The organism is Serratia sp. MMO-28 (assembly GCF_037199905.1).
Classification (GTDB): Bacteria; Pseudomonadota; Gammaproteobacteria; order Enterobacterales; family Enterobacteriaceae; genus Chania; species Chania oryzae.
In genome coordinates this window covers 1-22972 of record NZ_JBBCVB010000016.1, presented here as the reverse complement: position 1 = coordinate 22972, position 22972 = coordinate 1, and the positions used below count along the sequence as shown (strand labels likewise).

Here is a 22972-nt window from a genome sequence, read left to right as displayed (position 1 = left end):
CATGCCAGCACAAAAGTCATAACTGGTTTTTTATCCTGATATAACAGGTGAAAATCAGTGCATCATTTCAATAACAAACCAGTCAGGTGGCAAAAACCAGCACAACCCACTACCCCACAACTTTTCTTTTCCCATTTCACAGCCGTTATATCTGCATATTCATTATTTACCCGCGTTTAACCCCAAATAAAACCACCACATTAAAACATTAGTCTTTTTAACAGGTTATTCACCGAATTGTACAAAGTTGCACCATTGAAAAGGTATTTTGCTGTCACTAAAATGGATTTTTACAAATCCAAAATATACGAAACTGCCATGCAAGCCTCCATCGCAACAACTCTGGACGCCGAAGAAACGTCCACGCCGGTTAATTCCCGGGGAAAAGTCATCGTCGCCTCGCTGGTCGGTACTGCCATCGAGTTCTTTGATTTCTATATTTATGCCACCGCCGCCGTGATTGTGTTCCCGCATATCTTCTTCCCGCAGGGCGATCCGGCCGCAGCAACGCTGCAATCACTGGCGACCTTCGCTATTGCCTTTATTGCCCGGCCGATCGGTTCCGCCCTCTTCGGCCACTTCGGTGACCGTATCGGGCGCAAGGTGACGCTGGTTGCCTCGCTGTTGACCATGGGGATTTCTACCGTGCTGATCGGCCTGCTGCCAAGCTATGAAACCATCGGCATCTTTGCACCGATCCTGCTGGCGCTGGCGCGTTTTGGTCAAGGGCTGGGGTTAGGGGGCGAATGGGGCGGTGCTGCCTTGCTGGCCACCGAGAATGCGCCCGCGCACAAACGGGCTCTGTACGGCTCCTTCCCGCAGCTAGGCGCGCCTATCGGTTTCTTCTTCGCCAACGGCACGTTCCTGTTGCTTTCCTGGCTGCTGACCGACCAGCAGTTCATGACCTGGGGCTGGCGCGTGCCGTTTATCCTGTCGGCGGCGTTGGTGCTGATTGGCCTGTACGTGCGCGTCTCGCTGAACGAAACCCCAATCTTTGCCAAAGTAGCCAAAGCCGGTAAACAGGTGAAAATCCCACTCGGCACCTTGCTGAGCAAACACCTGAAGGCCACCATCCTCGGCACCTTTATCATGCTGGCCACCTATACGCTGTTCTATCTGATGACCGTCTATTCCATGACTTACGGCACGGCAGCAGAGCCGCTGGGGCTAGGGTATTCGCGCAACAGCTTCCTGTGGATGCTGATGGTTGCGGTGATCGGCTTTGGTGTGATGGTGCCGATCGCCGGCCTGCTGGCCGACGCCTTTGGCCGGCGCAAAACCATGATTGTGATCACCCTGCTGATGATCGCCTTTGCCTTCGTGTTCCCAAGCATGTTGGGTTCCGGTAATCAGGTGCTGGTGATGGCCTTCCTGCTGTGCGGCCTGAGCATCATGGGCCTGACCTTCGGCCCGATGGGAGCCTTGCTACCGGAATTATTCCCGACCGAAGTGCGTTATACCGGAGCCTCTTTTTCATATAACGTGGCTTCGATCCTGGGGGCTTCTGTCGCGCCCTATATCGCCACCTGGCTGGCAACCCATTATGGGCTGTTCTACGTTGGCCTGTATCTGGCAGCGATGGCCAGCCTGACGCTGATCGCACTGTTGCTGATGAAAGAAACCCGGCACCAGTCGTTGTAACCCTTCCACGGCCTCTGCCTGCAGAGGCCGTTTTTATTTCCTCTTCGTCAGCATATCGCCGCCAGAGTTAGCTATTATCGCTGCTGACCTTAGCCACTAAACAGAGGAAGAGAGATGCCCTACGTCAATATCAAAATTACCCGTGAAGGCGCGACTGCGGAGCAGAAAAAACAGCTCATTGCCGGCGTCACCCAGCTGCTGGTCGATACGCTAGGTAAAAACCCAGCCACCACCGTGGTGGTGATTGAAGAAGTGGATACCGATAACTGGGGGATCGGTGGCAAGAGCGTAACAGACCTGCGCGCAGCCGCTAAATAATCCTCCTGGCCCTCATGGACAACGGGAAACGTAGTGTTTCCCGATCGCGATCATAAAATAATTAAAACACCGTTTTATTTTTATTGACTCCCCCCGCCCTTGCGTTGAGACTAAACGTCACTCTCACATCAATCAGACTCATTCTTCAGTCAGGGATTATCATGAACAGCAAAAATCTCGCCGTGATCGGCGAATGCATGATCGAACTGTCGCAGAAAGGCGCCGATCTCAGCCGCGGATTCGGTGGCGACACGCTTAATACCGCCGTTTACATCGCCCGCCAGGTTCCACAGCAGGCGCTGAACGTGCACTACGTTACCGCACTCGGCACCGACAGTTTCAGCCGGGAGATGCTGCACGCCTGGCAGCAGGAGCAGGTGAAAACCGATCTGATTCAGCAATTGGAAAACAAGCTGCCGGGGCTGTATGTGATCGAAACCGACAGCACCGGTGAGCGCACCTTCTATTACTGGCGTAACGACGCCGCCGCCCGCTACTGGCTGGATGGCCCGCAGGCGGAAGGCCTGTGTGCGCAACTGGCACAGTTTGACTATCTGTATCTCAGCGGCATCAGCGTGGCGATCCTCCCCCCTGCCAGCCGGGCAAAACTGCTGACCTTGCTGCGCCAGTGCCGGGCCAACGGTGGCAAAGTGATCTTTGACAACAACTACCGGCCGCGCCTGTGGCAAAGCAAAGACGAAACCCAGCAGGCCTACCGCGATATCCTGTCCTGCACCGACATTGCTTTCCTGACGTTGGACGATGAAGATTTACTGTGGGGCCAACTGCCGGTTGAGCAGGTGGTGAGCCGCACGCGTGATTTTGGCGTGGGTGAGATTGTGATCAAGCGTGGCGCGGATTCCTGTCTGGTATTCAGCGCAGACGGGCAAACTTATGACGTGCCAGCGGTGAAACTGCCGAAAGAGAAAGTGATTGATACCACCGCCGCCGGTGACTCATTCAGCGCCGGTTATCTGGCAATTCGCCTGACCGGCGGCGACGCGGTGAGCGCCGCACAGCGTGGCCACCTGACCGCCAGCACGGTGATTCAGTACCGTGGTGCCATCATCCCGCGTGACGCCATGCCGCAGTAATTTCTCTACCCGCTAGAACGCCAAAAGGCCAGCGACAATGCTGGCCTTTTTATTGGACTCGAAAACCAATCTTAATACCCTATGGATTTCAAGTTGCAGCTAGGCACCAAACTATCTCATCCCTAGGAGCTTACTCTTAGTAAGTGACTGGGGTGAGATAGTGCAGGTAACAACGCTGCAGCTTGAAAGACGACGGGTATTTAGCCTGCAACCGCAATGCGTTTCATATCGGTCATGTAGCCACGCAGTTTGCGGCCAACAGATTCGATTGGGTGGTTGCGCACCGCTTCGTTCACATCACGCAACTGCGCGTTGTCAACAGCGGTGCCAGCAACTGATTTGCCCAGGTCACCCGCCTGCAGGGTTTTCATGAAATCTTTCAGCAACGGCACTGCCGCGTTGGCAAACAGATAGTTACCGTATTCCGCAGTATCCGAGATCACCACGTTCATTTCATACAGACGCTTACGCGCGATGGTGTTGGCGATCAACGGCAGCTCGTGCAGTGATTCGTAGTAAGCAGACTCTTCGATGATGCCGGAATCCACCATGGTTTCGAATGCCAGCTCAACGCCCGCTTTCACCATAGCCACCATCAGCACGCCGTGATCAAAGTATTCCTGCTCGCTGATTTTGCCTGCAAACTGAGGTGCATTTTCGAAGGCCGTTTTACCGGTCTCTTCACGCCAGGTCAGCAGTTTCACATCATCAGCCGCCCAGTCAGCCATCATGCCGCTGGAGAATTCACCCGAGATGATGTCATCCATGTGTTTCTGGAACAGCGGAGCCATAATGCCTTTCAGCTGCTCAGACAGCGCGTAAGCACGCAGTTTGGCCGGGTTGGACAGGCGATCCATCATCAGGGTGATGCCGCCCTGCTTCAGCGCTTCGGTGATGGTTTCCCAGCCGAACTGGATCAGTTTTTCTGCATAAGCCGCGTCGGTGCCTTCAGCCACCAGCTTGTCGAAGCACAGCAGAGAACCCGCCTGCAGCATGCCGCACAGAATGGTCTGCTCACCCATCAGGTCAGATTTTACTTCTGCTACGAAGGAAGACTCCAGCACGCCCGCACGGTGGCCGCCGGTAGCTGCCGCCCATGCCTTGGCAATCGCCATACCTTCGCCTTTTGGATCGTTTTCCGGGTGAACGGCGATCAGCGTTGGTACGCCGAAACCACGTTTGTATTCTTCACGTACTTCAGTACCTGGGCACTTAGGCGCGACCATCACCACGGTGATGTCTTTACGCACTTGCTCGCCCACTTCAACGATGTTGAAACCGTGAGAGTAGCCCAGCGCTGCGCCGTCTTTCATCAGCGGCTGTACTGCGCGGACTACAGAGGAGTGCTGCTTGTCTGGCGTCAGGTTAACCACCAGATCGGCCTGTGGGATCAACTCTTCATAAGTGCCAACCTTGAAGCCGTTTTCAGTCGCTTTACGCCATGAAGCGCGTTTCTCGTCAATGGCTTCTTTACGCAGCGCATAAGCCACATCCAGACCCGAATCACGCATGTTCAGGCCCTGGTTCAGCCCCTGCGCGCCACAGCCGACAATCACCACTTTTTTGCCTTTCAGGTAGCCTGCTTCATCAGCAAATTCGTCACGCGCCATGAAACGGCACTTACCCAATTGCGCCAACTGCTGACGCAGGTTCAATGTGTTGAAATAATTAGCCATGGTTTACTCCGGTAAGATGTAAGGTTCATTCCCCGCTCTGTGTATGCGGGATAAGTTGCGTTCAATGTATAACAGGAATTGCGTTGCTTAAATTGATATATTACGAATGTGATATTGCAATTTATGCAACACTCTCGCTGCGAGCGTACTGATATGGATTTGCGTGATCTAAAACTGTTCCTGCATCTTGCTGAAAGCCATCACTTTGGCCGTACCGCCAAGGCGATGCACGTCAGCCCGTCCACGCTTTCCCGCCAGATCCAACGGCTGGAAGAAATTCTTGGGCAACCGCTGTTTCTGCGTGATAACCGCACCGTGCAGCTGACCGACGCCGGTGAACAACTGAAAGTATTTGCCCAGCAAACGCTGCTGCAATACCAGCAGCTAAAGCATGCGCTAGGCCAGCACGGCCCTTCGCTGAGCGGCGAACTGCGCCTGTTCTGCTCGGTCACCGCCGCCTACAGCCATTTACCGCCGATCCTGGATCGCTTCCGCGCCCAGCATCCGCTGGTGGAAATCAAGCTGACCACCGGCGATGCCGCCGATGCGGTGGATAAAGTGCAGTCCAACGAAGCCGATCTCGGCATCGCCGGGCGGCCAGAAACCCTGCCCACCAGCGTGGCCTTCACCCAGATCGGCGAAATTCCGCTGGTGCTGATTGCCCCTGCCTTGCCCTGCGCGGTTCGCACTCAGGCCTTTGCCGAACAACCGGATTGGGCCAATACGCCGTTTATCCTGCCGGAGCACGGCCCTTCGCGCAAACGTATCGAACTGTGGTTCCGCCGCCAGCGCATTACTAACCCGCTGATTTATGCCACCGTCGGCGGCCATGAAGCGATTGTTTCGATGGTCGCCCTCGGCTGCGGCATCGCGCTGATCCCCAGCGTGGTGGTGGACAACAGCCCGGAACCGGTGCGCAACCGCATTTCAACGCTGGACAATATCTCCATGGTCGAACCGTTCGAGCTGGGCGTTTGCGTGCAGAAAAAACGCCTCAACGAACCGCTGATCGAGGCGTTCTGGCAATTGCTCTACCCAAAATAATTTAAGCGAAGCTAATCGCGCTAGGGTTTGAAAGACAAAGTTAACAATGCCCTATGGATTTCAAATTGTAGCTAGGCGGCAAGTGAGCACATCCCCAGGAGCTTACTCAAGTAAGTGACTGGGGTGTGCAAACGCAGCCAACAACGCTACGGTTTGAAAGACGACGGGCATTCATAGATCTGCTGGATCGATCTGCTTCATCGCCTCCACCTGCATCAGCCAGTGGTAAAGCGGTTCTAGCTGCAAAAAACCCTGAGCCAGCAGGGAAACCAGATCGGTACCGAACAGTTTTTCCACCTGGCTGTCGGTGGCCATCACCGCGAAAGATTTGCGGTTGTACCAGGTGGCGATCTCGGGTGCCTGCTCTTTCACCAGCGGGCGTTTGTAGCTTTCTCCCGCCAGTTCAAACGGCGCACGACAACATTCAGCGACGTCTAAAAACGGCTGTGGCCGCTGCCGCAGGGTGTGGCGGAACAGATCCATCGTCGGTTTGTTGGCGCTGTAATACCCCAGCCCATAACGCAGCATGTCCGGCCCCAGCTCAAAGAAATACACCGGCGCATCTTTCCAATCTTTGCTTGGCCGTTTGAAGGTCAGCCACATGCGGCTGCGATAGCGCGATTTATCATGGGAGAAACGCGTGTCGCGATGAATACGCGACAGCGTTTTACCAATCGCTGGCCGGGTTTCGAAGTACGGATCGATAGCCAGCATCGCCGGGCTGAGTGCTTCCACCAGCGCGCGGAACGGCGTTAACAACTCACGGTCATACACATCGCGATTCGCTTCAAACCATTCTTTGTCATTTTCAATCCGCACTTGCTGAAGAAAATTCAGCCCTTGCTGACTGAAACCGGTGAACTCATTAGCCATGCGCTGTCCTTGTCGCTGATTTCAGCCCTGCAGGAAGAAACGGAATGATGGATTGTCGGTTTCATCGTGGCAATCGTAACCCAACGCCGTCAGATGCTGATCAAACTCCGGCTCGCTCTGCGACAGCTCAAAACCCGCCAGCACGCGGCCAAAATCCGTGCCGTGGCTGCGGTAATGGAACAGGGAAATATTCCAGTGGGTTCCCAGCGTCTGCAGGAACTTGAGCAATGCGCCGGGCGATTCCGGGAATTCGAAGCTGTACAGGCGCTCACGCAGCGGTTTCGAAGGCCGCCCGCCGACCATGTAGCGCACGTGCAGCTTCGCCATTTCGTCATCAGACAGATCCACCACCTGATAGCCACCGCTGTTCAACTCATTAATGATCTCCAACCGCTCGGCGCGGCCGCGCGTTAAGCGCACACCGACGAAGATACACGCATGATCGGCATCAGCGTAACGGTAGTTGAACTCTGTCACCGCACGGCCACCCAACAGTTGGCAGAACTTCAGGAAGCTGCCCTTTTGCTCAGGAATGGTCACCGCCAGCAGCGCTTCACGCTGTTCACCCAGTTCGCAGCGCTCGGAAACATAGCGCAAACCGTGGAAGTTCACGTTGGCACCGGAAAGGATATGCGCCAAGCGCTCGCCCTGAATATTGTGCTGCTGCACGTATTTCTTCAGCCCGGCCAGCGCCAGCGCGCCCGAAGGCTCGGCAATCGCCCGCACGTCTTCAAACAGATCTTTCACCGCCGCGCAGATCGCGTCGCTGTCGACGGTGATCACATCGTCCAAATACTCGCGGCACAGGCGGAAGGTTTCGTCACCGATGCGTTTCACCGCCACGCCTTCGGCAAACAGCCCGACACGCGCCAAGTCCACCGGATGGCCAGCATCCAGCGCGGCACGCAGGCAGGCTGAATCCTCGGCTTCCACACCAATCACCTTGATCTGCGGCATCAATTGCTTGATCAGCACCGCCACGCCCGCCGCCAACCCACCGCCGCCGACCGGAACGAAAACCCGATCAAGATGTGCGTCCTGCTGCAGCAACTCCATCGCCAGCGTGCCCTGCCCGGCGATCACCATCGGGTGATCGAACGGCGGCACAAAGGTCATCCCCTGCTGCTGTGCCAAGGTGATCGCTTTGGCTTTGGCTTCGTCGAAGTTAGCGCCGTGCAACAGCACCTCACCACCGAAGCTGCGCACCGCATCCACTTTGATGTCCGCAGTGGACACCGGCATCACGATCAGGGTTTTGATCCCCAAGCGGTTACCGGAAAACGCTACGCCCTGCGCATGATTACCCGCAGAAGCGGTGATCACGCCGTGGGCTTTCTGTTCTTCCGTCAGGCTGGCAATCATCGCGTAAGCCCCGCGCAGCTTGAAGCTGTGCACCGGCTGACGATCTTCGCGCTTCACCAGAATGGTATTGCCAAGGCGTGAAGAGATTTTGTCCATCGCCTGCAACGGGGTGACCTGAGCCACCTCGTAAACCGGCGAGCGGAGCACCGCTCGCAGGTATTCCGCCCCACCAGGGGCGTCGGATAAGGGAAGGGAAACCGCCATTTGCATCAGCCCCCGAGCTTGCTTTTATCGCGCACCGCGCCTTTATCGGCACTGGTGGCCAGCGTCGCGTAAGCACGCAGCGCGTAAGAAACCTGGCGCTCACGGGCCTTCGGCGTCCAGGCAGCGTCACCGCGCGCCAGTTCCGCTTCACGGCGGGCAGCCAGTTCACTCTCCGACACATCCAAGGCAATACCACGTTGCGGGATATCGATGTCGATCATATCGCCGTCCTGCACCAGGCCGATCAGGCCGCCGCTGGCCGCTTCCGGTGAGGCGTGACCAATCGACAGGCCCGACGTGCCGCCAGAGAATCGGCCATCGGTGATCAGCGCACAGGCTTTGCCCAGGCCCATGGATTTCAGATAGGTGGTCGGATAGAGCATTTCCTGCATGCCCGGCCCGCCTTTCGGCCCTTCGTAGCGGATCACCACCACGTCACCGGCTACCACTTTGCCGCCGAGGATCGCGTCTACCGCATCTTCCTGGCTCTCGTACACTTTGGCCGGGCCACGGAAGATCAGGCTGTCTTTGTCCACACCAGCGGTTTTAACGATACAACCGTCTTCTGCCAGGTTGCCGTACAGCACCGCCAAGCCACCGTCCTGGCTGTAGGCATGCTCACGCGTGCGGATACAGCCTTCCTGACGATCGGTATCCAGCGAATCCCAGCGGCAATCCTGCGAGAATGCCTGCGTGGTGCGGATACCTGCCGGGCCTGCGGCATACATTTTTTTCACCGCGGCGTCTTTGGTCAGCATCACGTCGTAGGCTTCCAACATCTGTGGCAGCGTCAGCCCCAGCACGTTACCCACCTCGCGGTTCAACAGCCCGGCACGATCCAGCTCACCGAGAATGCCGATCACACCACCGGCACGGTGCACATCTTCCATATGGTATTTCTGCGTGCTCGGTGCCACTTTGCACAGGTGCGGCACTTTGCGCGACAGACGATCGATATCCGCCATGGTGAAGTCGACTTCCCCTTCCTGCGCCGCAGCCAACAGGTGCAATACGGTGTTGGTGGAGCCGCCCATGGCGATATCCAGCGTCATGGCGTTTTCGAACGCTGCCTTGTTGGCGATATTACGCGGCAGTGCGCTTTCGTCATCTTGCTCGTAATAACGTTTGGTCAGCTCGACAATGCGCTTACCGGCGTTGAGGAACAGCTCTTTACGATCGGCATGGGTGGCCAGCAACGAACCGTTCCCCGGCTGCGACAGGCCGAGCGCTTCGGTCAGGCAGTTCATCGAGTTGGCGGTGAACATGCCGGAGCAGGAACCGCAGGTCGGGCAGGCAGAGCGTTCAATCTGCTCACTGTCGGCATCGCTGACGTTCGGGTTGGCACCCTGGATCATGGCATCAATCAGATCCAGCTTGATGATTTTATCCGACAGCTTGGTTTTACCGGCTTCCATCGGGCCGCCGGAAACGAAGATCACCGGAATGTTGAGGCGCATCGCCGCCATCATCATCCCCGGGGTGATTTTATCGCAGTTGGAGATACACACCATCGCATCGGCGCAGTGGGCATTGACCATGTATTCCACCGAGTCGGCGATCAGCTCGCGCGATGGCAGGGAATAAAGCATACCGCCGTGCCCCATGGCGATCCCATCATCCACGGCAATGGTGTTGAACTCTTTCGCCACGCCGCCGGAGGCTTCGATCTGTTCAGCAACCAGCTTGCCCAGATCGCGCAGATGCACATGGCCCGGAACGAACTGGGTAAAGGAGTTGACCACCGCAATAATCGGTTTGCCGAAATCGGCGTCGGTCATCCCGGTCGCGCGCCATAATGCGCGGGCACCCGCCATGTTGCGGCCGTGGGTGGTGGTAGCGGAACGGTACTTAGGCATGCTTATTCACTCCAAATATATTCATTTTACCGGCGGCGAACGGGCCGCCCGTTTACTGATGTCTGTCGTTATTGATTCACGGGATCCAGCCAACCGTACTTATCTGCGGTTTTGCCGGTGAACAGGCCAAAGAATGCCTGCTGGATCTGTTTGGTGATGGGGCCACATTTGCCGATCCCGACCTGAATGCCGTCAACGCTGCGCACCGGGGTGATTTCTGCCGCCGTGCCGGACATAAACACTTCGTCCGCCAGATACAGTGACTCACGGGAAAGCACCTGCTCACGCACTTCAAAGCCCATGTCTTGCGCCAGCTTGATAATCGCATCACGGGTAATGCCCGGCAGTGCAGAAGAGGTGAACGGCGGGGTAAACAGCACGCCATCTTTCACTTCGAACAGGTTCTCACCGGCACCTTCAGAGATGTAGCCGTGAACGTCCAGCGCAATGCCTTCCTGATAGCCGTGGCGGCGCGCTTCGCTGCCCACCAGCAGGGAGGAGAGATAGTTACCCCCCGCTTTCGCAGCGGTGGGAATGGTGTTCGGTGCTGCACGGTGCCAGGAAGAAACCATCGCATCGATACCTTGATCCAGCGCCTCTTCACCCAGATACGCGCCCCAAGGAAACGCAGCGATAATCACGTCAGTCTTATAGCCGGGTGGTGGGTTCACGCCCATCCCGACATCACCGATAAACACCAGCGGGCGGATATATGCACTCACCAGATTATTTTTACGCAGTGTGGCACGGCAGGCTTCCATCAGTTCATCAACGCTTTGCTCCACCGGCATGCGATAGATTTTTGCCGAATCATGCAGGCGCTGCATGTGTTCACGGTGGCGGAATACCACCGGGCCGAGATGGGAATCATAACAGCGTACGCCTTCGAATACCGAAGTACCGTAATGCAGCGCATGTGACATCACGTGTACTTTGGCATCGGCCCAGGGAACCATCTCACCATTGAACCAGATATAATCGGCTTTCTTCGTCATTATTCCATTCCTTGTGGCGCAATCAGGCGCGTATTTGTTGTGATAGTTGTTGCTGAACCTCAACGCTGGACACATCCATCAGCTTACTTAACTGTGATGACAGTAAATCCACAGAGCGCTGGCTGGCAACGGTCAATTCAATATTAATATTGTCAGGGTTGCTCCCCGCCGCCATATTCATGGCGCAAACCTGAAAGCCACGGTGGCGTACCACGCGCAATACGCGCTCCAGCATTTCGGGGCGGAAGCGGGCCTGAATCGAGACTTGATGCTGCATCATGATACTTTCTCCAACATAGTTTCGTTACCTGCGCCCGGCGGCACCAGCGGCCAGACGTTCTCGAGCTCATCAATGGAAACCTGTAGCAGATAAGGCCCTTCGCTGTTAAGCAAGGCATCGAGCGCGTCTGCGACCTGGTCTTTACGGGTAATACGCTGGCCGGGGATGCCGAAGGCGCTGGCCAACATCAGGAAGTCGGGGTTATCGGAGAGGTTGGTTTCGCTGTAACGCCCATCAAAGAACAGTTGCTGCCACTGACGAACCATCCCTAAACGCTGGTTATCCACTAAAACAATCTTCACAGGCAACTGCTTACGTTTGATGGTGCCCAATTCCTGCACGTTCATCATGAAAGAACCGTCACCGGACACGCAGATCACCATACTTTCAGGGTGCGCCATCTGCGCACCTACCGCCGCAGGCACGCCAAAGCCCATCGTCCCCAAGCCGCTGGAGGTGATGAAGTTCTCCGGGCGATCGAAGGTCATGTGCTGCGCGGCCCACATCTGGTGCTGGCCCACGTCGGTGGTCACGATAGTGTTGGCGGGTTTGCGTTCGGATAATTGCTTCAGTAACAGCGGCGCATAAATGGGCTGACCGGGGTGATCGTAGCGCCAGGCATGAATTTCTTTCAGTTCGGCCACCCGTTGCTGCCAGGCGCTGATATTCAGCGGCTGTTGCAATGCTGGCAGCAGGGTTTTCAAATCACCGTGCAGGGCAACATGCACCTGGCGCAGTTTGCTCATTTCTGCCGGATCGATATCCATGTGGATCACTTTGGCATGCGGCGCAAAAGCATTCAGTTTGCCGGTCACACGGTCATCAAAGCGCGCCCCCACGGCGATCAACAGGTCACACTCCTGCACCGCATAATTGGCCGCTTTGGTGCCGTGCATGCCCAGCATGCCGAGATAGTAAGGATGGTCACCATCAGGTGCGCCCAGGCCTTTCAGGGTGGCAACGGCAGGGATCTGGGTCACCGCGATAAATTCACGCAGTGCCGGCACCGCCTGCGCCATGCCGACACCGCCACCGATGTACAACATTGGCCGATGTGCCTGTGCCAGCAACTGCGTGGCCTGAGCCAACTCGGCAGCCGGGTGATCGAGTTCTGCTTCTACCGGTATCAGATGCGGCGGTAAATCCCCTTGCGCCAACTGGATGTCTTTCGGGATATCGATCAGGACCGGGCCGGGGCGACCGCTGGTGGCAATAGCAAAGGCTTCTGCCATGATGCCAGGCAGCGCTTCCAGTGACTCCACCAGGAAACTGTGTTTGGTACAGGCCAGAGACAAGCCCAGAACATCGATCTCCTGAAAAGCATCGGTGCCGATAAGCGCGGAACCAACCTGACCGGTGATGGCCACCACCGGCACCGAATCCAGCAGCGCGTCCGCCAAACCGGTGATCAGGTTGGTGGCGCCGGGGCCAGAGGTGGCGATACATACGCCGACTTTACCGCTGGAACGGGCATAGCCGATAGCGGCTATTGCAGCCCCCTGTTCATGGCGACACAGTAGGTGTTCTACTCCGCCGTCATACAAGGCATCGTAGACCGGCATAATTGCACCGCCCGGATAGCCGAATACGGTATCCACTCCCTGCGCACGCAACGCTTGAACTACCCACTGAGCACCATTCATGGTTATTTCCCCGCCTTACTGCGGGAAAGGCAGGATTTTGTTCCGTTGTTCATTCTCTGCTCCTCATTTAGCTTTTCTCTTGGCATAAAAAAACCCCCGGACCTGACGGTGCGGGGGTTCTCTTGCGATTCCGGCTTGTTTTCTAAGCCTTTATTCGTCCAAGTGCAGCCCCGCACGGTGGGATAATAATCACCACCACGCTAATCACGACTAGGCTAATCACTTGAGTAAAGGCGTTCATAATTGGGTTTGTTCACTGTGCTCACGTCGAACTAATACCTACAGAGTTACCATAGCAGCAGGTGGTATGACAACAATTATTTTGCGTTATTATTCATCACGATCTGGTCATACCTCGAACAAACTACCCATAATTCAAACGGTAACGCCTTCACTCGGTGCTTTGGCGTCCAGCGCAATCGCCTTACCGCGCGTATCCTTGCCAAAGAACACCAGCACCGCGATCACGATCGCCACCGTACCGGCGGTCATCGACATCGCCAGGCCGTAATTGTGCCCATGATGTTCAGCAATAGAAGCCTGTAAGGTGGCGTTAACCGAAGCAATTAGATTACCCAACTGATAGACAAAACCCGGCAGAACCGCACGGGTATTCGCTGGCACCAGTTCATTGAGATAGGTTGGGATCACGCCCCAGGCACCTTGAACCATAAACTGCATCAGGAACGCACCCATCCCCAGCATCAGTGAACCACTGGAGAATGCCCACAGCGGGATCACCGGCAAGGCCAGCAGTGCAGCAATCATAATGGCTCTCTTGCGGCCGATTTTTTCTGACAAAGTACCAAAGAAAATACCGCCGATGATTGACGCAATATTGTAGCTAATGGCGATGATACTGACGGTTTTAGGATCGAAACCGTGCTGAACTTTCAGGAATGCCGGGTACATATCCTGCGTACCGTGAGAGAAGAAATTGAAGGCCGCCATCAGCAATACCAGATAAATACACAGCTTCCAGTGGCTCTTCAGCACCGGCAGTAATGCCGTACTCTCTTTACGTGCACGTGCCGCCAGCCACACCGGGGATTCCTGCACACAATAGTAAATAAACGGCAGCAGCAGGATCGGGGCGGCACCAATCACAAACATTCCACGCCAGCCGACCACTTCGAACAGCAGGCCATATGCCACCGCCGCCAACAGATAACCGAATGGATAACCCGCCTGAAAGATCCCCGACATCAGGCCGCGTGAACGGTCTGGAATGGTTTCCATTGCCAATGATGATGCCACGCCCCAGATGCCGCCCATCGCCACACCGTACAGCACACGCAGCAGCAGGAACACCATCAATGATGGTGCTGCCGCAGACAACAGTTCGAACACCGAGAAAAACACGATGTTGACCATCAGAATCGGTTTACGGCCATATTTTTCTGCCGCACGGCCAAAGATCAGCGCGCCGATCGGACGCACGGCCAAGGTGAGCAGGATCGCCAGCGTCACTTCCTCAATGCCCACCTGGAAGGTTTTGGCGATGTCGCTGAGCAGGAATACCAATACAAAAAAATCGAAAGCATCGAGCGTCCAGCTTGAAAAGCTGGCAATTGCTGCATTGCGTTGCAGCGCGGTCCAACCAAACATAGTGCTATCCCTACCGTAGAGTACGAAGTCAAGTTGAGCGCAGGCCGTAGCGACCGACACGTTGTTAATGAAGTGATTTTTATTTTAAATAATTGTTAATTACACCTAATGACCACTCGGCTGCAACTTACTTAGCTTGCTAATTTATTGCAGCCTTCGCGTAATTGTTAATGAGTATTGCGGAAAAATGCGCACCACATCGCAACACACTGTTAATTAAATGAAAATAATGATTTTTAATTACGAAGCACCGCGCAAGTGAATCATTCCACGCGCGCATCTGTTCTGCAGCTCCCGCATCATGTTGCCTTCAGCAAGGAGAGCAATATGTCACTGGCGCTAATCTATACCCGTGCCACTATCGGCGTTCAGGCACCGTCGGTCACCGTGGAGGTTCACATCAGCAATGGTTTACCTGGCTTGGCATTAGTCGGCCTGCCGGAAACCACGGTGAAAGAAGCGCGCGACCGGGTGCGCAGCGCGCTGATCAACAATGGTTTCACCTTTCCGGCCAAACGGATCACCGTCAACCTGGCACCCGCCGATTTGCCCAAAGAAGGCGGGCGCTACGATTTACCGATCGCATTGGCGATCCTCGCAGCTTCAGAGCAACTTCCCGCCGATCAGCTGACGCGTTATGAATTTCTCGGCGAATTGGCGCTTTCCGGCGCGCTGAGGGCCGTTAACGGCGCCATTCCCGCAGCGATAGCGGCAACAGAGGCGGGCCGAGGATTGATTCTGGCAGCGGCCAACGGTAAAGAGGCGGGACTGTTGCCAGACAACAACACGCGGGTGGCAGATCACTTGCTGGAAGTGTGTGCTTTCCTGCAGGGTAAAGGCGAACTGCCAAACGCTATTGCCCCGTCTGCAGCCGAAGTGCCGGCGAACATCGCCGATCTGCAGGAAATTATCGGCCAGGAGCAGGCCAAGCGGGCGCTGGAAATTACCGCAGCCGGGGGCCATAACCTGCTACTGCTCGGGCCACCGGGCACTGGCAAAACCATGTTGGCCAGCCGGCTCACTGGGTTACTCCCGCCGTTGAGCGATCGGGAAGCTCTGGAAAGCGTTGCGGTTGCCAGTTTGCTGCATCACCCCGATGAGACGCTGCCATGGCGACAGCGGCCATTCCGCGCGCCTCACCACAGCGCGTCGATGGCCGCGCTGGTTGGTGGAGGTTCGTTGCCTCGGCCCGGGGAAATTTCCATGGCACATAATGGCGTGCTGTTTCTTGATGAATTGCCGGAATTTGAACGGCGGGTGTTGGATGCCCTGCGTGAACCGCTGGAGTCGGGCGAGATCGTGATTTCACGCGCAGCGGCCAAAGTACGCTTTCCGGCACGGGTGCAGCTCATCGCCGCCATGAACCCCAGCCCAACCGGCCACTACCAGGGCGTGCATAACCGCACGCCGCCGCAGCAGATCCTGCGCTATCTTGGGCGGCTTTCCGGCCCGTTTCTCGATCGTTTTGATTTGTCGATTGAAGTACCGCTGCTACCACCGGGAACACTGGGCAAGCAACGCAGTTATGGTGAAAGCAGCCAGCAAGTGCGTCAACGGGTATTACTGGCGCGCGAACGACAACTGGCGCGGGCAGGCAAGGTAAATGCGTTATTGAATAACCGTGAAGTGGATCGCGATTGCCACCTGCCAGCGGCAGAAGCGGATTTTCTGGAAGCAACGCTGAGTAAGCTGGGGCTGTCGGTGCGAGCCTGGCACCGCATCCTTAAAGTGGCGCGCACCTTGGCAGATTTAGCCGGGGAGCAGGATATTGCCAAACACCATTTGAGCGAAGCCCTCAGCTATCGCAGCATGGATCGGCTGTTACTGCAGTTGCACCGCAGCCTGGAATAAAAAAATGGGGCCAACAGGCCCCAGGGTTATCAGTCGTCGCTGTCGGTGTAATCTTCCACCGTGTCAGCCTGCGGCTTGCCGCCTGACAGCGTATGGAACTTTTTCGGGCGGCGAGTGCGCGCCAGATATTTAGCCCATACTTTTTCTTGCTCAGTCGCGGGTTCACGCTCACCGCGGCACACTGCGACGAACTGTTGTTCTTCTTCAGTGGCTGGTTGGCGCTTGCCTGCATCCAACTCGTTGAACGCATACCCGAAACGCTCTAGCAATTGCGCTTCTTTAATGGTGAAATCGCCGTGACGGGAGAACCCGCGAGGATAGTGTTTATTATCAAAAAAACGATTGGTCGTGATGAAGCTATCCGCCATCTGACACGCTCCTAATTCTCTCATGGCCGTGCTGTTTATGGCGCGGAGTATTAGATAGGCTTGACATTGTGTAAAACAAAACATTTAAATCTTAACGACAAAAAATTTTGGAGACAGGTGTGGATACCGAATTACTGAAAACCTTTTTGGAGGTCAGTAGAACGCGTCACTTTGGCCGGGCAGCGGAATCCCTGTACTTGACGCAGTCTGCGGTGAGTTTCCGCATCCGCCAGCTTGAAAATCAATTAGGTGCAAATTTATTCACCCGCCACCGGAATAATATCCGCCTGACGCCAGCCGGTGAGCGCCTGCTACCCTACGCTGAAAGCCTGATGAACACGTGGCAGTTGGCAAAAAAGGAGGTGGTGCGATCGTTGCAGCATACCGAACTTTCGATCGGCGCAACCGCATCGTTATGGGAGGCTTACCTGACGCCCTGGCTGCAATCTCTTTATCAACAGCGGGAAGCGCTGCAACTGGAGGCCAGGATTGCGTTACGCCACTCTCTGGTGAAACAGTTACATGAACGTCAGCTCGATTTGCTGATTACCACCGAACCGCCAAAGATGGATGAATTGGCGAGCCAGCTGTTGGGTAACTTCTCGCTCAGGCTGTTTTCCTCTGCCTTACGCGACAAGCAGGCACCGATGCCTTATATCAAACTGGAGTGGGGCGCTGACTTTCACCAGCAGGAGAGCCGCATGCTGGACAGCGACAGCATGCCGGTGCTGACCACCACTTCGGCACACTTGACGCGCCAACTGCTGGAAACCACCGGGGGCTGCGCCTTTCTTCCCAGCCAGTGGGAAAAAGAGTATCCGCAGTTGGTTGTGGCCGCCGATACGCCAGCCATCGTCCGCCCGCTGTATGCCGTGTGGCTGCAAAACAGCGATCAGCAGCCGCTCATCCGCCAACTGCTGAAAATACCTTTAAATACCGCAGCCTAAAGCGCTATAACGGCTTCAGCCGTGGTTGACTGGGTTGCGCCCTTCTTGTCAGCCAAAACGCGCTCATCGCCTTCTGGAGGCCGATAAAACAGAACAGCAGGATGCCAATCACGATTTTGGTCCACCAAGAGCTTAACGTGCCATCAAAAGTGATATAGCTCTGGATTAATCCTTGAATCAGCACACCAAACAGGGTCCCCAGTATGGTGCCGACACCGCCAGTCAGCAGCGTTCCGCCGATGACCACTGCCGCAATAGCATCCAGCTCAACGCCGCTGGCCGCCAGTGCGTAACCCGCAGAGGTATACAGCGAAAAGACAATGCCAGACAGCGCGGCCAACGTGCTGGAAAGCATGTAAATCAATATCGTCGTGCGCTGCACCGGCACCCCCATCAATGCCGCAGAAACCGGGTTGCCACCAATGGCATAAACGTTATGGCCAAAACGCGTGCGGTGCGCCAGAACCATCCCGATGGCCACCACCAACAGCATCACTACCGCCAATAAGGTAAGCCGCCCGCCCCCCGGTAATTTCCAGGCATAATTTGCCAGCGTGGCATACAGCGGATGATTGATCGGGATCGACTCTTCCGAAACAATAAAGCTCATACCGCGCACGAAGAACATCCCCGCCAGCGTGATAATAAATGCCGGGAGCTTGAGAACGTCAATGATCCATCCCATCAAAGCGCCAAACGAGGCCCCCATCAGCAACGCAATCACAAAGGCATAACCAGGAGCTATTCCGTAACTGCCTATCAACTTTGCCAGCAGCACGCCGGTAAAAGCGATCACTGAGCCTACCGATAGATCGATCCCACCGGACAGAATCACGAACGTCATGCCCACTGCGACAATGCCGAGAAAAGCGTTGTCGGTCAGCAGATCGCACCAAACGCGCGTTGAGGCAAAACTGGGGAACTGGCTGAGGCAAAAAGCGTAGCCGAGCAGAAAAACCGCGATCGTGATTAATAAAGGCAAATTACGTTTCATCATGGTTTGCGTCTCCGCCACAGCCGGTGTAATGAAACACTCGGGGATTGCACCATCAGCACAGCCAATACCACCATCGCTTTCAACACCAGATTGAACTCTGGCTTGTAGCCGGAAAGCAAAATGCCGGTATTCATTCCCTGGATAATCAGTGCTCCAACCACCGACAGCAGCAGGTTGAAACGCCCACCTAACAGCGATCCTCCGCCAATCACGACCGCCAGAATCGCATCCAACTCCAGCCACAAGCCAGCATTGTTGGCATCAGCACCGCGAATATCCGCCGTGACGATGATCCCAGCAACCGCAGCGCACAGGCCGCAGATGACATACACCGCCATAATCACCCATCGCGTGCTGACCCCCGCATTGCGCGCCGAACGTAAATTGATACCTACGGCCTCAATGAACAGCCCCAATGCCGTTTTACGCGTCAACAGCCAAATCAGCAGCAGCATTGCCGCAGCAATAATGACCGGCATCGGTAGATACATCAGCGTACCACTGCCCAACTGTGCCAAGCCTTCACTCTCGAAGGTAACAATCTGCCCCTCGGTGATCAGTTGGGCGATGCCACGCCCGGCCACCATCAGCATTAATGTGGCGACGATCGGCTGTATCTGTAACACCGCGACCAGAAAACCGTTCCACAAGCCACACAGAGCCCCTACGGCTAGCGCCGCCCCCAATACATAAATCAACGGGTATCCCGCACTGGTCATCGTTGCCGCAGTCGCACCCGCAATCGCCATGACTGCACCAACAGACAAATCAATGCCGCCGGTGGCAATCACCAGCGTCATTCCTAGCACCAATAATGCAACGGGAGCACCTCGGTTAAAAATATCAATGACGCTGCCGAACAGGCGTCCATCTTGAATATGAATGGAGAAAAAATTTGGGGCGACCAGGCTATCAATGATCAAAATAGCCGCCAGCGCCCCCAACTGCGTTGTGCCAGCAGGCATAGCCCACCTGATTTTGCGTGGCTCACCGGTCATGGGAAAACTCCTGTGGTTCATCCTGCCCCCTGTTGCACAGCAATGGCCTGCATAATAGCGGGAACCGTGATCGCATCGTGATCGAGCTGCGCCACGTGCTTCCTGTCGCGCAGCACGACAACGCGATCGGCGTACCCTGCCAGTTCCTCCAGTTCTGAGGAGATCACCAGCAGTGCCAGCCCTTCATCACACAACCGCTCGATCAGGCGAATAATTTCCGCATGTGCCCCTACATCAATACCACGCGTCAGTTCGTCCAAAATCAGGAAACGAGGGTTGGTCGCCAGCCAGCGTGAAAGCAACACCTTCTGTTGGTTACCACCGGAAAGATACTGAATCTGCTGCTCCGGCCCCGGCGTGCGGATACCCAGCAGTTGGATAAAACTTTCGGCAATTCGGGTTTGCTCACGCAGGGGTAAAGGCTTCAGCCAGCCACGCTGCGCTTGCAGGGCCAGAATGATGTTTTCCCTTACCGTTGCCGCACCAACAATCCCGTCGGTTTTACGATCCTCTGGGCAATAGCCAAATCCCAGGCTGGCGGCTTGACGCGGCGTGCGGATCGCAACCTTTTTACCGTCAACGGTTGCCTGTCCGCTGTCCGTTGCCTTGATACCAAATATCAACTGCGCAGTTTCAGTACGTCCTGAACCCAATAAACCCGCCAGGCCGACAATTTCCCCGGGGCGCAGCGCCAGATCGAAGGGTTCAACCATGCCACGCCGACCATAGCCGTTAAACGCCACCAACGGCGCTGCCTGTGCGGCCTCATGGGGTGCGCGTTTCAGCAATGTTTCATCAAAGCTGTGCCCAAGCATCATCTGTACCAGCTCAAGCCGGGGCAATTCAGCGGTAATGCGGGTTCCCACCAGTTTGCCATTACGCAACACGGTGATACGATCGCTGATGCGGTATACCTGTTCGAGGAAATGAGTGACAAAAATCATCCCCATTCCTTGCGATCGAAGCTGGCTCAGGATGTCCAGCAGCATGGTCACTTCTTTAGCATCCAGGCTGGCGGTAGGTTCATCCAGAATTAACACTTTGGCGGAAAGATCGACGGCCCTGGCAATGGCAACAATTTGCTGAATCGCGATCGAATAGTTACCCAACGGCTGGCTGACATCCAAATCCAGGCCATAGCCCTTGAGTAATGTTCGAGCATTACGCAGCATGGTTTTTTGAGCAATCAAACCGAAACGTGTCGGCTCACGGCCAATAAACAGGTTAGCCGCTACCGAAATGTTCGGTAGCAGGTTAACCTCCTGATAAACCGTACCGATACCCAGCGCCTGCGCCTGAGCGGTACTTTGTGGCGCAATCGCCTTACCTTCTAAACGAACCTCTCCTGCGGAACGCGAGTAAACCCCGGTTAATGCTTTGATTAGCGTCGACTTCCCTGCACCATTTTCACCCAGAAGCGCCATAACCTCGCCGCGCTGTAACGTAAAATCAACCTGTTCCAGCGCTTTTACGCCTGGAAACTCAACGGATAACCCGCTTATTACCAATAGCGTTGCCTCAGGTGTGGCCATCATCTGTTCCGCCTGTTACCCATTAATAACCCATGCTTTTCTTCATTTCGAATTCCTGCTTGGCGGTGTCCGGCTGTAGCAGTTTTGATTCGGTTTGGATGAATTTAGCCGGTTGGGTGCCGTCTTTTTTCATCGCCAAGAGAGCATCAAATGCCGGGCCTGCCATATTAGGCGTCAGTTCAACCGTAGCATTGGCCTCACCGTTCATCATGGCCTTGAAGATATCCGGTACACCGTCGATGGAAACAACCTTGATTTGCGAGCCGGGCTTGAGGCCAGCTTCTTTAATAGCTTGAATGGCACCGATCGCCATATCGTCATTATGGGCATAAACGGCGCAGATATTTTTGCCGTTCTGTTCCGCTTTGATAAAGCTTTCCATCACTTCTTTACCTTTGCTGCGGGTAAAATCACCGGATTGTGAACGGATGATTTTAACGTTATCGGCAGAGACAATGCCGTCAGCGAAGCCTTTCTTGCGATTGATCGCCACGCTGGAGCCGACCGTCCCCTGCAATTCCACTACGTTACAAGGTTTGCCAGCCACCTCTTTTACCAACCATTCCCCAGCCACCTTCCCCTCATGCACACTGTCTGAAGCCACAGCGGCGGTATACAGCGACGGATCGTTCACTTCAATCATGCGATCCAGCAAGAAGACCGGGATTTTGGCTTCTTTCGCTTCCTGCAACACTGGGGTCCAACCGGTGGCAACCACTGGTGCAATGAAAATGGCATCAACACCTTGTGCAATAAATGATCTGACCGCTTTGATCTGGTTTTCCTGTTTCTGTTGCGCATCGGCAATCTTCAGCGTAATACCACGTTTCTCCGCTTCCTGTTTCGACACTTTGGTTTCTGCCGAACGCCACCCCGATTCAGAACCGATCTGAGAAAAGCCGACAACCAATGGTGCAGCCTGAGCCGCACCCATCAACACACCGCTTACGGCGGCCGCTAACAGTAAACGCTTATACATGTTCTTCTCCTTGCTCTGCTCAGAGCGCAACGAACTCAGGCAGAGATGGCTGTTGGTGTATTCGCTTTGGTGAGATGTGCCCAAAAGAACGTGAGGGCTAATAAGATGTAGCTGAAATGCAGATTGGAATGATGAGCGCTATCACACCCTAGTATTACAACCAATTTGTACATAGATTCAGCTAAAAATGTCTAAAATGGGAACGATTTCGGCAGGAGTTTTAGGCAAGAACCTTATGGGGATGAAAGCATGGAAGGAAATTTTGAAGCAAAAAAAACCCTTTGCTTTCGCAAAGGGTTCTAATATGGCAGGGGCGGAGAGACTCGAACTCGCGACACCCGGTTTTGGAGACCGGTGCTCTACCAACTGAGCTACGCCCCTAAATCGTGCTTAACATTATGCCTGCTAATGTTAGCAGGCATAATCAAAATAAGTGGCGGAACGGACGGGGCTCGAACCCGCGACCCCCTGCGTGACAGGCAGGTATTCTAACCAACTGAACTACCGCTCCACCGATTCTTTCATGCAGTACCTTGCGGTACCGGCAAAATCACCTTTGCAATTTTGCTATTACCCGATGTCACTCCGGTAACCTTTGTTTGATGCCTGGCAGTGTCCTACTCTCGCATGGGGAGACCCCACACTACCATCGGCGCTACGGCGTTTCACTTCTGAGTTCGGCATGGGGTCAGGTGGGACCACCGCG

20 protein-coding genes, 2 tRNA genes and 1 rRNA gene are annotated in these 22972 nt (G+C 55.3%); 6 read left to right on the top strand and 17 right to left on the bottom strand.

Going from position 1 to position 22972, the window contains the following annotated elements:
- Window positions 1-318 precede the first annotated feature (318 nt).
- The 3 genes from WG891_RS15165 to WG891_RS15155 all read left to right on the top strand — a co-directional run bounded on the left by WG891_RS15165 (window position 319) and on the right by WG891_RS15155 (window position 3053).
- Window positions 319-1641, top strand: a complete 1323-nt coding sequence (locus WG891_RS15165; RefSeq protein ID WP_337263594.1) for an MFS transporter — start codon at window positions 319-321, stop codon at window positions 1639-1641.
- A gap of 114 nt (window positions 1642-1755) precedes the next feature.
- Window positions 1756-1959: a 4-oxalocrotonate tautomerase family protein gene (locus WG891_RS15160; protein WP_337263595.1), complete on the top strand. Its 204-nt coding sequence runs from the start codon at window positions 1756-1758 to the stop codon at window positions 1957-1959.
- Window positions 1960-2120: 161 nt separating this feature from the next.
- Window positions 2121-3053 (top strand): sugar kinase, encoded by a 933-nt coding sequence (locus WG891_RS15155; protein ID WP_337263596.1) that lies wholly within the window; start codon window positions 2121-2123, stop codon window positions 3051-3053.
- A gap of 200 nt (window positions 3054-3253) precedes the next feature.
- On the opposite strand, the gene ilvC is transcribed toward WG891_RS15155, so the two are convergent.
- Window positions 3254-4729, bottom strand: a complete 1476-nt coding sequence (ilvC, locus tag WG891_RS15150) for a ketol-acid reductoisomerase (RefSeq protein ID WP_076943124.1) — start codon at window positions 4727-4729, stop codon at window positions 3254-3256.
- A 153-nt stretch (window positions 4730-4882) separates the two neighbouring features.
- Between ilvC and ilvY the strand changes: the two genes are divergently transcribed.
- Window positions 4883-5773 (top strand): HTH-type transcriptional activator IlvY, encoded by an 891-nt coding sequence (gene ilvY / locus WG891_RS15145; protein WP_337263597.1) that lies wholly within the window; start codon window positions 4883-4885, stop codon window positions 5771-5773.
- A gap of 171 nt (window positions 5774-5944) precedes the next feature.
- Here ilvY and WG891_RS15140 read toward each other — a convergent pair whose 3' ends face one another.
- The 8 genes from WG891_RS15140 to WG891_RS15105 all read right to left on the bottom strand — a co-directional run bounded on the left by WG891_RS15140 (window position 5945) and on the right by WG891_RS15105 (window position 14594).
- Window positions 5945-6646, bottom strand: coding sequence for a DUF2461 domain-containing protein (locus tag WG891_RS15140; protein WP_337263598.1), 702 nt, complete (start codon window positions 6644-6646; stop codon window positions 5945-5947).
- Window positions 6647-6667: 21 nt separating this feature from the next.
- Entirely contained in the window at window positions 6668-8212 is a 1545-nt protein-coding gene (ilvA, locus tag WG891_RS15135) for a threonine ammonia-lyase, biosynthetic (protein ID WP_337263599.1), read from the bottom strand.
- Window positions 8213-8217: 5 nt separating this feature from the next.
- On the bottom strand, window positions 8218-10068 hold the full coding sequence (ilvD, locus tag WG891_RS15130; protein ID WP_076943122.1) for a dihydroxy-acid dehydratase: 1851 nt from the start codon (window positions 10066-10068) through the stop codon (window positions 8218-8220).
- A gap of 68 nt (window positions 10069-10136) precedes the next feature.
- The gene (locus WG891_RS15125; RefSeq protein WP_337263600.1) at window positions 10137-11063 is read right to left on the bottom strand and encodes a branched-chain amino acid transaminase; all 927 of its coding nucleotides are present in this window, start codon (window positions 11061-11063) and stop codon (window positions 10137-10139) included.
- Window positions 11064-11085: 22 nt separating this feature from the next.
- A complete protein-coding gene (gene ilvM, locus WG891_RS15120) occupies window positions 11086-11343 on the bottom strand; it encodes an acetolactate synthase 2 small subunit (RefSeq protein ID WP_076943120.1) in 258 nt (85 codons plus the stop codon).
- Window positions 11340-12986: an acetolactate synthase 2 catalytic subunit gene (ilvG, locus tag WG891_RS15115; protein WP_337263601.1), complete on the bottom strand. Its 1647-nt coding sequence runs from the start codon at window positions 12984-12986 to the stop codon at window positions 11340-11342. Before ilvG ends, ilvM begins: the two co-directional genes overlap by 4 nt.
- Before the next feature lie 142 nt (window positions 12987-13128).
- The gene (gene ilvL, locus WG891_RS15110) at window positions 13129-13227 is read right to left on the bottom strand and encodes an ilv operon leader peptide (protein ID WP_076943118.1); all 99 of its coding nucleotides are present in this window, start codon (window positions 13225-13227) and stop codon (window positions 13129-13131) included.
- 134 nt (window positions 13228-13361) lie between these two features.
- Window positions 13362-14594 carry an MFS transporter gene (locus tag WG891_RS15105; protein ID WP_337263602.1) on the bottom strand — a complete coding sequence of 411 codons (1233 nt, stop codon included), beginning with the start codon at window positions 14592-14594 and terminating at the stop codon, window positions 13362-13364.
- Between the two features lie 327 nt (window positions 14595-14921).
- Between WG891_RS15105 and WG891_RS15100 the strand changes: the two genes are divergently transcribed.
- Window positions 14922-16445 carry a YifB family Mg chelatase-like AAA ATPase gene (locus tag WG891_RS15100; RefSeq protein WP_337263603.1) on the top strand — a complete coding sequence of 508 codons (1524 nt, stop codon included), beginning with the start codon at window positions 14922-14924 and terminating at the stop codon, window positions 16443-16445.
- Window positions 16446-16474: 29 nt separating this feature from the next.
- Here the strand turns inward: WG891_RS15100 and WG891_RS15095 are convergent, their stop codons facing one another.
- Window positions 16475-16813 carry a DUF413 domain-containing protein gene (locus tag WG891_RS15095; RefSeq protein ID WP_076943116.1) on the bottom strand — a complete coding sequence of 113 codons (339 nt, stop codon included), beginning with the start codon at window positions 16811-16813 and terminating at the stop codon, window positions 16475-16477.
- A 119-nt stretch (window positions 16814-16932) separates the two neighbouring features.
- Between WG891_RS15095 and hdfR the strand changes: the two genes are divergently transcribed.
- Window positions 16933-17760 (top strand): HTH-type transcriptional regulator HdfR, encoded by an 828-nt coding sequence (gene hdfR, locus WG891_RS15090; RefSeq protein WP_337263604.1) that lies wholly within the window; start codon window positions 16933-16935, stop codon window positions 17758-17760.
- A gap of 4 nt (window positions 17761-17764) precedes the next feature.
- On the opposite strand, the gene yjfF is transcribed toward hdfR, so the two are convergent.
- The 7 genes from yjfF to rrf all read right to left on the bottom strand — a co-directional run.
- Window positions 17765-18757: a galactofuranose ABC transporter, permease protein YjfF gene (yjfF, locus tag WG891_RS15085; RefSeq protein WP_337263605.1), complete on the bottom strand. Its 993-nt coding sequence runs from the start codon at window positions 18755-18757 to the stop codon at window positions 17765-17767.
- Window positions 18754-19776 (bottom strand): galactofuranose ABC transporter, ATP-binding protein YtfT, encoded by a 1023-nt coding sequence (gene ytfT, locus WG891_RS15080; RefSeq protein ID WP_337263606.1) that lies wholly within the window; start codon window positions 19774-19776, stop codon window positions 18754-18756. Before ytfT ends, yjfF begins: the two co-directional genes overlap by 4 nt.
- On the bottom strand, window positions 19773-21287 hold the full coding sequence (ytfR, locus tag WG891_RS15075) for a galactofuranose ABC transporter, ATP-binding protein YtfR (protein ID WP_337263611.1): 1515 nt from the start codon (window positions 21285-21287) through the stop codon (window positions 19773-19775). The genes ytfT and ytfR overlap by 4 nt, the downstream gene beginning before the upstream one ends.
- A 22-nt stretch (window positions 21288-21309) precedes the next feature.
- A complete protein-coding gene (gene ytfQ / locus WG891_RS15070; RefSeq protein WP_337263607.1) occupies window positions 21310-22266 on the bottom strand; it encodes a galactofuranose ABC transporter, galactofuranose-binding protein YtfQ in 957 nt (318 codons plus the stop codon).
- A 305-nt stretch (window positions 22267-22571) separates the two neighbouring features.
- Window positions 22572-22647: transfer RNA gene (locus WG891_RS15065), tRNA-Trp, on the bottom strand.
- Window positions 22648-22700: 53 nt separating this feature from the next.
- Window positions 22701-22777: transfer RNA gene (locus tag WG891_RS15060), tRNA-Asp, on the bottom strand.
- Between the two features lie 93 nt (window positions 22778-22870).
- Window positions 22871-22972 (bottom strand): 5S ribosomal RNA (rrf, locus tag WG891_RS15055); the annotation flags it as partial.

Bases quoted from the DNA above. Each gene is read 5' to 3' on its own strand.
- WG891_RS15165 (WP_337263594.1), top strand. From the start codon at position 319: ATGCAAGCCTCCATCGCAACAACTCTGGACGCCGAAGAAACGTCCACG.
- WG891_RS15160 (WP_337263595.1), top strand. From the start codon at position 1,756: ATGCCCTACGTCAATATCAAAATTACCCGTGAAGGCGCGACTGCGGAG.
- WG891_RS15155 (WP_337263596.1), top strand. From the start codon at position 2,121: ATGAACAGCAAAAATCTCGCCGTGATCGGCGAATGCATGATCGAACTG.
- ilvC (WP_076943124.1), bottom strand. From the start codon at position 4,729: ATGGCTAATTATTTCAACACATTGAACCTGCGTCAGCAGTTGGCGCAA.
- ilvY (WP_337263597.1), top strand. From the start codon at position 4,883: ATGGATTTGCGTGATCTAAAACTGTTCCTGCATCTTGCTGAAAGCCAT.
- WG891_RS15140 (WP_337263598.1), bottom strand. From the start codon at position 6,646: ATGGCTAATGAGTTCACCGGTTTCAGTCAGCAAGGGCTGAATTTTCTT.
- ilvA (WP_337263599.1), bottom strand. From the start codon at position 8,212: ATGGCGGTTTCCCTTCCCTTATCCGACGCCCCTGGTGGGGCGGAATAC.
- ilvD (WP_076943122.1), bottom strand. From the start codon at position 10,068: ATGCCTAAGTACCGTTCCGCTACCACCACCCACGGCCGCAACATGGCG.
- WG891_RS15125 (WP_337263600.1), bottom strand. From the start codon at position 11,063: ATGACGAAGAAAGCCGATTATATCTGGTTCAATGGTGAGATGGTTCCC.
- ilvM (WP_076943120.1), bottom strand. From the start codon at position 11,343: ATGATGCAGCATCAAGTCTCGATTCAGGCCCGCTTCCGCCCCGAAATG.
- ilvG (WP_337263601.1), bottom strand. From the start codon at position 12,986: ATGAATGGTGCTCAGTGGGTAGTTCAAGCGTTGCGTGCGCAGGGAGTG.
- ilvL (WP_076943118.1), bottom strand. From the start codon at position 13,227: ATGAACGCCTTTACTCAAGTGATTAGCCTAGTCGTGATTAGCGTGGTG.
- WG891_RS15105 (WP_337263602.1), bottom strand. From the start codon at position 14,594: ATGTTTGGTTGGACCGCGCTGCAACGCAATGCAGCAATTGCCAGCTTT.
- WG891_RS15100 (WP_337263603.1), top strand. From the start codon at position 14,922: ATGTCACTGGCGCTAATCTATACCCGTGCCACTATCGGCGTTCAGGCA.
- WG891_RS15095 (WP_076943116.1), bottom strand. From the start codon at position 16,813: ATGGCGGATAGCTTCATCACGACCAATCGTTTTTTTGATAATAAACAC.
- yjfF (WP_337263605.1), bottom strand. From the start codon at position 18,757: ATGATGAAACGTAATTTGCCTTTATTAATCACGATCGCGGTTTTTCTG.
- ytfT (WP_337263606.1), bottom strand. From the start codon at position 19,776: ATGAACCACAGGAGTTTTCCCATGACCGGTGAGCCACGCAAAATCAGG.
- ytfR (WP_337263611.1), bottom strand. From the start codon at position 21,287: ATGGCCACACCTGAGGCAACGCTATTGGTAATAAGCGGGTTATCCGTT.
- ytfQ (WP_337263607.1), bottom strand. From the start codon at position 22,266: ATGTATAAGCGTTTACTGTTAGCGGCCGCCGTAAGCGGTGTGTTGATG.